The 11,910-nt window shown below is 71.3% G+C and carries 8 protein-coding genes; 4 read left to right on the plus strand and 4 right to left on the minus strand.

What is annotated here, in order from left to right; genetic code table 11:
• Window positions 1–14 precede the first annotated feature (14 nt).
• Window positions 15–3,230, minus strand: coding sequence for a penicillin acylase family protein (locus ACLQ2S_RS11320; RefSeq protein WP_425701650.1), 3,216 nt, complete (start codon window positions 3,228–3,230; stop codon window positions 15–17).
• A gap of 190 nt (window positions 3,231–3,420) precedes the next feature.
• Between ACLQ2S_RS11320 and uvrC the strand changes: the two genes are divergently transcribed.
• Window positions 3,421–5,451 carry an excinuclease ABC subunit UvrC gene (uvrC, locus tag ACLQ2S_RS11325; RefSeq protein WP_309223340.1) on the plus strand — a complete coding sequence of 677 codons (2,031 nt, stop codon included), beginning with the start codon at window positions 3,421–3,423 and terminating at the stop codon, window positions 5,449–5,451.
• Here uvrC and ACLQ2S_RS11330 read toward each other — a convergent pair whose 3' ends face one another.
• Window positions 5,452–6,072 (minus strand): TetR/AcrR family transcriptional regulator, encoded by a 621-nt coding sequence (locus ACLQ2S_RS11330; protein ID WP_155218496.1) that lies wholly within the window; start codon window positions 6,070–6,072, stop codon window positions 5,452–5,454. It abuts the gene before it with no gap.
• Window positions 6,073–6,153: 81 nt separating this feature from the next.
• On the opposite strand from ACLQ2S_RS11330, the gene ACLQ2S_RS11335 reads away from it, so the two are divergent.
• Entirely contained in the window at window positions 6,154–6,996 is an 843-nt protein-coding gene (locus tag ACLQ2S_RS11335; protein WP_309223339.1) for an NAD(P)H-binding protein, read from the plus strand.
• 44 nt (window positions 6,997–7,040) lie between these two features.
• On the opposite strand, the gene recQ is transcribed toward ACLQ2S_RS11335, so the two are convergent.
• Window positions 7,041–8,879: a DNA helicase RecQ gene (gene recQ / locus ACLQ2S_RS11340; protein WP_155218492.1), complete on the minus strand. Its 1,839-nt coding sequence runs from the start codon at window positions 8,877–8,879 to the stop codon at window positions 7,041–7,043.
• Between the two features lie 235 nt (window positions 8,880–9,114).
• On the minus strand, window positions 9,115–9,768 hold the full coding sequence (locus ACLQ2S_RS11345; RefSeq protein ID WP_425701651.1) for a hypothetical protein: 654 nt from the start codon (window positions 9,766–9,768) through the stop codon (window positions 9,115–9,117).
• Window positions 9,769–9,987: 219 nt separating this feature from the next.
• Here ACLQ2S_RS11345 and rapZ point away from each other — a divergent pair, with 219 nt between their 5' ends.
• Entirely contained in the window at window positions 9,988–10,917 is a 930-nt protein-coding gene (rapZ, locus tag ACLQ2S_RS11350; RefSeq protein WP_375335344.1) for an RNase adapter RapZ, read from the plus strand.
• On the plus strand, window positions 10,914–11,882 hold the full coding sequence (locus ACLQ2S_RS11355) for a gluconeogenesis factor YvcK family protein (RefSeq protein ID WP_155218488.1): 969 nt from the start codon (window positions 10,914–10,916) through the stop codon (window positions 11,880–11,882). Before rapZ ends, ACLQ2S_RS11355 begins: the two co-directional genes overlap by 4 nt.
• Window positions 11,883–11,910: the final 28 nt, after the last annotated feature.

Consider the following 11,910-nt stretch of genomic DNA (forward strand, 5'->3'; position numbering starts at 1 on the left):
CGCGACCGTCGGCCTCACTGGGCGTGAACCGACATCTCCCAGAGCGAGAAGCCGTACGAGGTACCCCGGGTCAGCCCGTACATCCGCACGTACCGGGCCTGTTGCGGGGCGAAGGCGAGCACGTCGGTGCCGCCGTCCCCGGCGGTGGTCGACCAGACCGGGCGCCAGGTGGCCCCGTCGGTGGACACCTCCACCCGGTACGACCGGGCGTAGGCCGCCTCCCAGGCCAGCACCACCCGACCGACCTGGCGGACGGATCCGAGATCCACCCGCAGCCACTGGTTGTCCGACCAGGAACTGGCCCAGCGGGTGCCCAGGTCGCCGTCTACGGCGCGACCCGCGCCGTAGAACAGTTGGCTGCTGGAGGCGGAGACCGGCCGCCCGGCCGCCAGGTTGCTCAGGTCGTCGCCACGTCGGGCGGGGAACGAGACCACCTGCTGGTAGGTGGGGCGGTTCTGCCAGGCGGTGGGGGCGTGCGTGATGCCGCCCAACGGCGACTGGATGATGGCGTCGGCGCACCACTGGTCACCGGCGGCGCAGGTCGAGTCACCCGGATAGGTCTGCGCGGCCGGGGTCGCCATCGCCGTACGCAGCGTGTCGAGCAGGACCTGGCGGCAGGAGCCCAGGTTCCCGTCGCCGCAGAAGGTACGTCCCGGCCCACCGGCCACCGGCTCGCCCAGGACGGCCCGCAGGTCCTTGTCGACCCAACCCCACCAGCCGTACTGGAACGCCGAACCCTTGTGGGTCTGGGCGCTGTTCGCCGAGGTCGGCAGGTTGGACACGTCGCCCTGCTGGTGGCCGGAGGGTGACTCGTTGACCTGGAGGGTGTTCACCAGCGACTGGTACAGCTCCGCGCCGAGCGGCTCGCGGAACATGCCCCGCACCAGCAGCGGCCACCAGGCGTCGAAGGTCCTGATCGCGTCGGCATGCTGGTACACCCGGCTGCCCTTGGCCGTCTCCACCCGCAGCGCGCCGGCCTGCCGCCACGCCGTCAACCGGGCGATCTCGGCGGCCACGGCGGTGTCGGTGACCGGCTGGCTCTCCAGCACCCGGATCAGTTCGTCGAGCACCTCGGCACCCCGCAGGTCGGTCAGCCCGGCCCGCTGCACCAGCTCGGTCAGCGAGGCCCGGTCGAACGTGCGCCCCGCCGCGAGCGCCGCCCGTACCGGCTTGTCCAGCAGGTCGCCTCGGTGCACCGCGCCGAAGCTGAAGTTGCCGTCGGCGGCGCCGAAGTCCTTGGCCTGCTTGTTGTTCCAGCTGATGTAGTAGTCCTGGTTGACCGACTGCGGGTGGGCCGACGCCGGGGTGTACCGGGCGGTGCCGGTCTCCGGGTCGAAGTCCTGCCACTCGTACGCCCGCTCGGCCTTCATCGGCAGGTTCGGGTTGCTGCCGGGCGCCCGCACCGGGTTCAGCCCGGAGTTGAAGTACGCCGTGTCGGTGGAGTTGACGTAGAACCAGTTGAACGCGAACTCGACGTTGCTCGCCGAGGTGAGGAAGGCCGCGGCGGAGCCCATCTGGGTCGGGTCGTTGTACATCTGGAAACCGATCGCGGAGTCGGCCTCCCGACCGTAGGTGGAGCGTAGGTGGGTGAAGGCGTGCGGCACGCCGCCGACGGTGCCCCGCCACGCCACCAGACCGAGTTTGGTACGCCAGGCGACCAGCCGGTACGACCCGGCCGCGGTGTCGTCGGCGACGGTGGGGCTCCACCGGTTGACGTGGGACAACTCCTCCATCGCCAGGCACTGGCCCCGGAACAGGTAGTGGTTGCTCTCCAGCGTCGGGGTGCCACCGCCGGGTACGCAGAGCGGCACCGCGTAGGTGTCGGTGATGTCGTGCACGGCGGAGGTGGCGCTCCAGGCGTAGTCCTGACCCCGGCCGAGCAGGACGTACAGGTTGAGCCCGGCGAAGGCGGCGCCTCGGGCGCTGATGCCCGGCCCCTGCAACTGCTGGACCATCAGCAGTTGGGGCGCGAAGTAGCCGGTCTGCGGCCCGAAGACGGCCACCGGGTGTCCGCTGGCGGAGTGTTCGGCGGAGATCACCGCGGCATTGGACATGCCCCGGTGCGCCGGGTCGATGGTCAGCCCGGACAGCGCGGCGGCCAGTTCCGCGCTGCGGGGCGAGCCGGTGGTGGAGGTGGCCGAACCGGTCGGGTGGGTGACGACCGGCTCGACCCGGGCCGATCCGGCGTCCGGCAGCACCACGCTCGGTGCGTCGGGGGAGGCGTCGCCGTACGGGAAGCTCTGCCCGTCGTGCAGGGTCAGCACGGTCTCCGGGTCGTTCTGCCCCCGGAACCCGTTCCAGATCCGGTCGCCCTCGACGGGACCGAACTTGGCCCGGGCGGCGATGCGGACCAGCGCGGACTGCATCTCGTTGCCGCCACCGCCGCCGAACAGGCCACCGATCACCCCGGCGATGGCGATCAGGTCGGTCATGACGAACGGCTCGGGTCCGCCGGCGTTGGTGATCGCGTCGAGGTGGCCGGTGAGCACGTACTCCCCGGGGCAGCTGCGGTTGGCCATGCAGGTGCGGATGTAGGCGTTGACCCCGGCGACGTACTCCTGCACGTCTTGGTAGAGCTGCTCACCGCGATCGCCCTTGCGCCGCAGCGCGGCGACCTGCGCCGCCAGGTCGGCCTCGGTGTACGGGGAGGTGCGCCAGACGCTCTGCTCCAACGCCCGGTTGCCCGGCGCACCACCGGCGAACGGGGTCAGGGTGCCCCGGCCGACGTGCCGCAACAGGTCCATGGTGAACAGCCGGTCCTCGGCTCCGGCGTAGCCCGCGCCGAACATGGTGCCGGCGCGGGTGGTGCCGGTGATGTGCGGTACGCCGTTGGCCCGGTCCCGCACGATGCGCACGTCCGAGCGGGGGGAGTAGTCGCGTTCCACCTGGCTGGGCGCGACTCCGAAGGAGGCGTCGGCGAAGAAGGTGTCGATCTGGTCCGGGCGCAGCCCGGCGTAGCCGTAGACGAGGTCGGCGTACTTGTCGAGTTGGTCGGTGGAGTGCCGGGGTCGGGTGCCGAGGACCTGGTGGCCCAGGATGTCGACCAGGGTGGCGTTGCCGTTCTGGCCGGGCGGCAGGATCTCCGAGCACTCGCCCAGGCAGTAGTCGTCGGCGGCGAGGGTGGTGGTCGCGGCGGCGGGGGCGGTGGTGGGAACGGTGACGAGGAAGGCGGCGAGGGCGGCGGTCGTGGCACCGGCGATCAGCCGGCGGGTGGCGGTGAGACCGGTCATGGCGATCCTTTGTGGACGGGGACCAGCGGGCAGGATCATTACATGAAGAACATTCGGTTACTGGATGGTAGGTCGAGGCGTTCGATATTGGAAGGAGTCGATGACGGCCTCGGTCGAGCCAGTCAGTCAGGGCGAGAAGGCCCATCCGGGGATGATTCGGGCTGTCGGGGGTGGCGACTAGTCTCGGAGTGTGGCTGATCCGTCGACCTACCGTCCCGCGCCGGGCACGATTCCCGAGGCGCCGGGGGTCTATCGCTTCTACGACGGCACCGGTCGCGTGATCTACGTGGGCAAGGCGAAGAACCTGCGCAGTCGGCTCAACTCCTACTTCGCCGACCTGTGGGGGTTGCACCAGCGCACCCAACAGATGGTCACCACGGCCGAGTCGGTCGACTGGGTCACGGTGAGCACCGAGGTCGAGGCGCTCCAGCTCGAATACCTCTGGATCAAGCAGTACGACCCGAGGTTCAACGTCCGCTACCGCGACGACAAGTCCTACCCCTACCTGGCCGTGACCCTCGACGAGGAATATCCACGGCTCCAGGTGATGCGCGGGGCCAAGCGTAAGGGGGTGCGCTACTTCGGGCCGTACTCCCACGCCTGGGCGATCCGCGAGACGCTCGACCTGCTGCTGCGCGTCTTCCCGGCCCGCACCTGCTCCGCCGGGGTGTTCAAGCGGGCCGGGCAGGTCGGCCGTCCCTGCCTGCTGGGCTACATCGGCAAGTGCTCGGCCCCCTGCGTCGGCAGCGTCTCCGCCGAGCGGCACCGCGAGATCGTCGACGACTTCTGCGACTTCATGGCCGGGCGCACCGACACCATGGTCCGCAAGCTGGAACGCGAGATGGCCGAGGCCAGCGCCGCGTTGGAGTTCGAGCGCGCCGCCCGGCTGCGCGACGACGTCGCGGCGCTGCGCCGGGCGATGGAGAAGCAGACGGTGGTGCTCGGTGACGGCACCGACGCCGACGTGGTGGCCTTCGCCGACGACCCGCTCGAAGCCGCCGTGCAGGTCTTCCGCATCCGCGACGGTCGGGTACGCGGCCAGCGCGGCTGGGTGGTGGAGAAGACCGAGGAGCTGACCACCGGCGACCTGGTGCACCACTTCTGCACCCAGGTCTACGGCGGTGAGCAGGGCGAGGCCGACGTGCCACGTGAGCTGCTGGTGCCCGAGCTACCCGCCGACGCCGACGCGTTGGCCGACTGGCTCTCCACCCGTCGCGGCGGTCGGGTGACGTTGCGGGTGCCGCAGCGTGGCGACAAGCGCGCCCTGTTGGAGACGGTGGAACGCAACGCGAAGGACGCCCTGGCCCGGCACAAGCTCAAGCGGGCCGGTGACCTGACCACCCGCAGCAAGGCACTCGACGAGATCACCGAGGCGCTCGGTCTGCGTACGGCGCCGTTGCGCATCGAGTGTTTCGACATCTCGCAGATCCAGGGCACCGACGTGGTGGCGAGCATGGTCGTCTTCGAGGACGGCCTGCCCCGTAAGAGCGAATACCGTCGCTTCATCATCCGGGGCGCCACCGACGACCTCTCGGCGATGTCCGAGGTGCTGCGCCGCCGCTTCGCCCGCTACCTCGACGCCCGCGCCGAGACGGGTGAGGCGGGCGTCGAATCCGCCGACGATCTCGCCGTCGCGGAGCGCGCCGCCGGGGACACCGTCGCCGACTCCGGCGGCGCGCAGGCTGTCACCGACGCTCCCGGTACGGAGGGCAGCGGTGAGCCGGGGATCGGCGCGCTGGTCGACCCGACCACCGGACGGCCGCGCCGGTTCGCGTACCCGCCGCAGCTCGTCGTGGTCGACGGCGGAGCGCCGCAGGTCGCCGCCGCCGCGCAGGCCCTCGCCGAGCTCGGCATCGACGACGTGGCGCTGTGCGGGCTGGCCAAGCGGCTGGAGGAGGTCTGGCTGCCCGACGACGACTTCCCGGTCATCCTGCCGCGCGCCTCGGAAGGGCTTTACCTGCTGCAACGGGTACGCGACGAGGCGCACCGCTTCGCCATCACCTTCCACCGGCAGCGTCGCTCCAAGCGGATGACCACCTCGGCGCTGGACAACATCTCCGGCCTGGGTGAGGTACGCCGCAAGGCGCTGCTGCGCCACTTCGGCTCGCTCAAGCGACTCTCGGCCGCCACCGTGGAGGAGATCACCGAGGTCCCCGGCGTCGGTCGGCGCACCGCCGAGGCGATCCTCGCCGCCCTCGATCCCGCGACCTCACCTGATTGATCAGCTCGGCGGGGTGCCGGGCAGGGGTGTGGCACGGGGTGCGGTGGCGTCCAGCGCGTCCAGCATCAGGTGCAGGTAGCGGGCCGGCTGGTCGGCGACGTGCCGGGGCAACTGGTCCGGATGGCAGGTGAAGACGGTGAGTAGGGCGACCAGGTCGCCGGTGCCGATGTCCGCGCGGATCGTTCCGGCCCGTTGCCCATCGGTGACCAGACCGTCCAGCAGGTCCAACCACTCCTGGCGGGACCGGGCGAACGCGGGTAGCGCCCGCACCTGCGCGACGGGCAGGTCGGCCAGAGCCGCGGCCAGCGCGCCCTGCCCCGGAGACGCGCACCAGTCGACCAGTTCGCGCAGTGCCGACCAGGGATCCGCCGCGCCGTCGATGATCCGTCGGGTGGCGGTCACCAGGTCGGCGACGTACGCCTCGGCTACGGCACCGAGCAGTGCCTCGCGGGTGGGAAATCGCCGGTAGAGCGTGCCGACGCCCACCCCGGCGCGGCGTGCCACCAGTTCCATCGGTGCGTCGAGCCCGTGCTCGACGACCACGTCGCGGGCCGCCGACATGATCTTTGTCAGGTTGCGGCGCGCGTCGGCCCGTAGGGGAGCGGCGTCGTTGGTCGGCAAGGTGTCCTCTATCCGGAAGGTTGTCCTCCGGTTATCCTAGTCGCCGGATAACCGGAATACCTCATTCCGCTTGGAGGCTTGGTGATCATCGTGACCGGCGCGTCCGGACAGATAGGCCGTGCGCTCGTCGATCGACTGGACCGGCACGCGGTGCCCCGGCGGGCGGTGGTCCGCCAGCCCCGGCACGTCGCCGAACTCGGCGGTGATGTCACGCTCGCCGACTTCGCCGACCCCCGCTCGATCCGCGCCGCCCTCGTTCCCGGTGCCCGCCTGCTGCTCAACGGCGCACCGGGGCCGGACTTCGTCCACCAGCAACGGTCGATCATCGACCTTGCCGCCGAGACCGGCGTCGCGCAGGTGATCAAGATTTCGGTACGCGGAGCGGCCCCCGGTGCGCTACTGGCCCAGGGTCAGCACGGCGAGATCGACGATCATTTGCGCGACTCAGGACTGCCGTACCTGATCCTGCAGCCGGTCGGCTTCATGCAGAACCTCCTCACCGAGGTCGCTTTCGCCGAGGGCGAGGGACGGTTCTACGGGTCGTACGGGTCTGGCCCGGTTGGCTACCTCGATGCTCGGGACATCGCCGACGTCGCCGCCGCCCTGCTGACCCGGCCGGTCGAGGCGAACGCCACGCTGATCCTGACCGGCCCCGAGGCGTACACCCACCACGAGGTGGCCGAGACGATGACCGCCGTGCTCGGCCGCCCGGTGCGCTACGTCGACCTGCCGGTGGCCGCCATGGCGCAGCGCCTACGCGCGGTCGGCCTGCCTCCGGCGTTCGCCGACGACCTCGCCACGCTGATGCGCGACATCGGCGACGGCCGGTGGGCCGACACCACCGACACCGTCCAGGCGGTCACCGGTCACCCCCCGCGCACCCTGACCACCTTCGTCACCGACCACGCCACCTGCTGGACCTGACCCCGCACCGTTCGGCGGGTCACGCCAAAGGTGGTGCAGTCGGGTTAGTCGGCTCCGGCGAGGACTTCGAGGATCTGCTCGCCGTACTTGGCTAGCTTGTTCTCGCCGACGCCGCTGATCCGGGACAGCTCGGCCAGCGAGGACGGCTTGTCGGCGGCGATCTGGCGCAGCGTCGCGTCGTGGAAGATGACGTACGCGGGGACGCCCTGCTCCTTGGCGGTCGCGGCACGCCAGGCGCGGAGTCGTTCGAAGGTGCCGGCCGCCTCCGCCGGCAGTTCCGCGACGACGGTGGCCGCGCCGCGCGGCTTGGCGACGCGCGCTGGCCGGGCCGGCTCACGGCGCAGCATCACCGTACGTCGTTTGCCGAGCACCTCGGCGCTGGCGTCGGTGAGCGCCAGCGTGCCGTAGTCGCCCTCCACGGCCAGCAGCCCCTCGGCGAGCAGTTGCCGCACCACGCCGCGCCACTCCGCCTCGCTGCACTCACCACCGATGCCGAACACGGTCAGCGAATCGTGCCGATGCTGGACGATCTTGTCGGTGCTGCGGCCGAGCAGGATGTCGATGCAGTGCCCGGCGCCGAAGCGCTGGTTGCGTTCCCGGTCCAGCCGGAACACCGTGGAAAGCAGCTTCTGCGCGGCCACCGTGCCGTCCCACGACTCCGGCGGCTCCAGGCAGGTGTCGCAGTTGCCGCAGCCGCCGGTGGCCGGCTCACCGAAGTACTCCAGCAACTGCGCCCGGCGGCAGCGCACCGTCTCGCAGAGCGCCAGCATCGCGTCGAGGTGGGCGGCGAGGTTGCGCCGGTGGGCCAGGTCGCCCTCGGAGGTGTCGATCATCTTCCGCTGCTGGACCACGTCCTGGAGCCCGTACGCCAGCCACGCCGTCGACGGTAGGCCGTCGCGTCCGGCCCGGCCGGTCTCCTGGTAGTAGCCCTCGACCGACTTCGGCAGGTCCAGGTGGGCGACGAAGCGTACGTCCGGCTTGTCGATGCCCATCCCGAAGGCGATCGTCGCCACCATCACCACCCCGTCGGCGCGCAGGAAGCGCTGCTGGTTGGCGGCGCGCGTCGCCGCGTCCAGACCGGCGTGGTACGGCAACGCGTCGATGCCGTTGGCGACCAGGAACTCGGCGGTCTTCTCCACCGAGGCGCGGGACAGGCAGTAGACGATGCCGGCGTCACCGGGATGCTCGTCGCGCAGCAGCGCCAGCAGCTGCTTGCGCGGCTCCCGCTTCGGCACGATCCGGTACTGGATGTTGGGCCGGTCGAAGCTGGCCACGAAGTGCCGCGCCCCGGTCAAGTCGAGGCGGGTGGCGATCTCCGCCCGGGTGGCGCTGGTCGCGGTCGCGGTCAGCGCGATGCGCGGCACCCCCGGCCAGCGCTCGTGCAGCATCGACAGGTTGAGATAGTCCGGCCGGAAGTCGTGCCCCCACTGCGACACACAGTGCGCCTCGTCGATGGCGAAGAGACTGATCCGCCCCCGGTCGAGCAGACTCAGCGTGCCCTGACCGGCCAGCGCCTCCGGCGCGAGGTAGAGCAGGTCGATCTCGCCGGCCACGAACTCCGCCTCGACCAACCGGCGGGTGTCGGGGTCGAGGGTCGAGTTGAGGAAACCGGCCCGGACGCCGACGGCGGTCAGCGCGTCGACCTGGTCCTGCATCAACGCGATCAGCGGCGAGATCACCACGGCGACGCCGTCGCGCACCAGCGCCGGGATCTGGTAGCACAGCGACTTGCCGCCACCGGTCGGCATCAGCACCAGGGCGTCCCCGCCGGCCACCACGTGGTCGATGACCTCGCGCTGGAAACCCCGGAACGAGTCGTACCCGAACACCCGCCGCAGCGTCTCAAGCGCGGCCTCGGTGGTCGGTGCGGTGGGGGAGGGCATCCCGGGATTCTACGGACCCGAGGAGACAACGATCGGTGTGGCGTCCGGAACGGCGGGGTGTTCCGCCGACCTCGCCGGGCTCGAAGACCTCATCACGATCCGCACAGTCTGACGTGAACAGCTAGGAGTGACCGGCGATAGGACTGGTGGGCTGCGGCACGGGGCACGTCCAGCACTCGGAAACGCCCGAGTCGGCATTGCCGGGGTCGGTGTCCTCAGCACCCGGTGCGTCCGTTCAGGCCGAGGCCGCAACGGGCACCCGTTTGGCCCAGCGGACCTCGCCGCCGAGCTCGACGTAGCAGAACGCCACCACGAGACGGCTGGGGTCGGTCACCGGCAGGGCGTCGGGGGCCAGCCGGAAGACGGCGATCAGGCTGCCGTCGGCGAGCGCGCGGGTGCCGACCGCGCCGAGTCGGTCCGGGATGGTGAACGTCCCCTCGAGCTCCTCACCGCTGGCGGTGTCGGCGAGCCAGGGATACCGCTCGGCCAGCACGTCGTACGCTCCGGCCCAGTTGAAACCCGTGCCACCCGCGGCGTCCCAGCCGGCGTAGGGCTGTACCACCTGGGCGGGTTCCAGCCGGCCGTCGAGCAGCATGACCTGGTAGTGCCCCTTCCGGGGCGGCCCGGACCAGCGCAGCCGCACCGCCACCGACTGCCGGTCGGGGTCGCCGATGATGTTGTCCACCGGTTCGGGCCAGCCGAGCGTCACGACCGCGTCCTTGACCTGGTCCGGCTCCGGCAACAGGGCGTCGACGGTCACCGTCACCTGGTCGCCGCCGCGCGCCCATTCGCGTTCTCGGTCGACGTAGCGGTCCACCGTGGCCAGCACGGCGATGGTGACCGACACCAGGGCAACCACCCAGCGCAGTCGCGCTCCGTGCCTGCCCATGTCCGGAGGATAGTCGCGTCCCGCGCCGACTGCCGTCACTCAGCCGACACCGCAGCGAAAGGAAGGGCCCCTTGTTAACGCCTGATGCATAGGAAGGGCCCCTTCCTAACCGGCGAGCCTGCGGCGGGTGTGCAGGCTAGCGGTGGCCGGCGGGTTAGAGTCGCTGCTTGACCAAGCCGGTCGCCATCGACCGGGGCAGCGTGGTTGGAGGTTTTTCGGGTGGGCGAGGCGCACACGACCGGTCACCGTTCGGGCGTACCCGGTGAGCAGACCGGGCCGATCGCCGAGACGGACACCACGCTGGTCGTGGTCACCGGGCTCTCCGGTGGCGGTCGCAGCACCGTGGCCCGGGCGTTGGAGAACGTGGGCTTCTACGTCGTCGACAACCTGCCGCAGGCGCTGCTGCTGGACATGGCCGAGCTGGCGGTGAAGGCGGGCGGGGCGGCCCGGCGTACCGCGATGGTGCTGGACGTGCGTTCCCGGGCCTTCTCCACCGATCTGGCCGAGGCGATCCGGGAGCTGAAGGAGCGTGGCTACGCCCCCCGGGTGGTCTTCGTCGACGCCGACGACGAGGTGCTGATCCGCCGGTTCGAGAGCGTGCGGCGCTCGCACCCGTTGCAGGGCGACGGTCGGCTCGCCGACGGCATCGCCGTCGAGCGGGGCCTGCTGGAGGAGGCCCGCGACCAGGCTGACGTGATCATCGACACCAGCCACCTGAACGTGAACCAGCTGCGCCGCCGGGTCGAGGAGCTGTTCGGCGGGGAGGACGCCCGCCGGCTGCGGTTGACGGTGATCTCCTTCGGCTTCAAGTACGGGCTGCCGCCGGACGCCGACTTCGTGATGGACGCGCGGTTCCTGCCCAACCCGTACTGGGTGCCCGAGCTGCGCGAGCACACCGGGCGCGAGGAGGCGGTCAGCGCGTACGTGCTGGGGCAGGAGGGGGCGGACGCCTTCGTCGACGCGTACGCGGACCTGGTGAACGCCACCACGGCCGGCTTCGAGCGCGAGGGCAAGCGGTACCTGACCGTGGCGGTGGGTTGCACCGGAGGCAAGCACCGCAGCGTGGCCATCGCCGAGGAGCTGGCGGCCCGGCTGCGTCGCTCCGGGCTGGCCGCCAACGCCCAGCACCGCGACCTGGGGCGGGAATGACGATCCGGGTGGTGGCGTTCGGCGGCGGGCACGGCCTGTCCGCCTCGCTGCGTGCGCTGCGCCGCTGCGCCCCCGAGCTGGACCTGGACATCACCGCGGTGGTGACCGTCGGCGACGACGGCGGCTCCAGCGGGCGGCTGCGCGCCGAGCGGGGCGGGTTGCCCCCCGGTGACCTGCGGCAGGCACTGGTGGCGTTGGCCGGTGACCATCCCGCCACCCGACGCAGCGCCGGGCTGTTCCAGCACCGGTTCGCCAGGGTCGGCGACGGCCCGGGGGACGGGCTGGCCGGGCACGCGGTGGGCAACCTGGTGCTCTGCGGGCTGATGGAGTTGCTCGGCGACCCGGTGGCGGCGTTGGAGCACGCCGGGGCGATGCTCGGCGCGGTCGGCCGGGTGCTGCCGATGTCCCGGCAGCCGGTCGACATCGAGGCCCGGGTACGCGGTGCCGAACCGGGCCGCCCCGACGAGGTGACCGTGGTCCGTGGCCAGCACCAGGTCGCGGTCACCACCGGCCGGGTCGAGTCGTTGCGGCTCACCCCGCAGGCGCCGGCGGCGTGTGCGGAGGCGGTCGCGGCGATCGGCGTCGCCGACTGGCTGATCTTCGGGCCGGGCAGCTGGTACACCAGCGTGTTGCCACACCTGCTGGTGCCGCAACTGGCCGCGGCGATCCTGGCCAGTCCGGCCCGGCGGCTGGTCACCCTCAACCTCGCCGCCGAGAAGGAGACGCTCGGGCTCTCCGTCGCCGACCACCTGGCGGCGCTGCGCTGGTACCTTCCGGAGTTGACTGTCGACTTCGTGCTCGCCGATGCCAAGGCGGTCGGTGACCCCGAACCGGTCCACGGTGCGGCAGAATCCCTGGGAGCCCGACTGGTCCTCGCTCCCGTCGCGGTCGACGACGGCACTCCCCGTCATGATCCGGCTGCTCTGGGCGCCGCCCTGGTGCCTGTAATGGGCGCCGATCGTTAGACACGTACGTAATCTCCGGCGACACGCC

The sequence above is a fragment of the Micromonospora sp. DT48 genome (genome assembly GCF_049844495.1).
In the GTDB taxonomy this organism is placed as follows: Bacteria; Actinomycetota; Actinomycetes; order Mycobacteriales; family Micromonosporaceae; genus Micromonospora.

Excerpts from the sequence above, each read along its gene's own strand:
- ACLQ2S_RS11320 (WP_425701650.1), bottom strand. The coding sequence starts at position 3,230 with ATGACCGGTCTCACCGCCACCCGCCGGCTGATCGCCGGTGCCACGACC.
- recQ (WP_155218492.1), bottom strand. The coding sequence starts at position 8,879 with ATGCCCTCCCCCACCGCACCGACCACCGAGGCCGCGCTTGAGACGCTG.
- ACLQ2S_RS11345 (WP_425701651.1), bottom strand. The coding sequence starts at position 9,768 with ATGGGCAGGCACGGAGCGCGACTGCGCTGGGTGGTTGCCCTGGTGTCG.
- ACLQ2S_RS11355 (WP_155218488.1), top strand. The coding sequence starts at position 10,914 with ATGACGATCCGGGTGGTGGCGTTCGGCGGCGGGCACGGCCTGTCCGCC.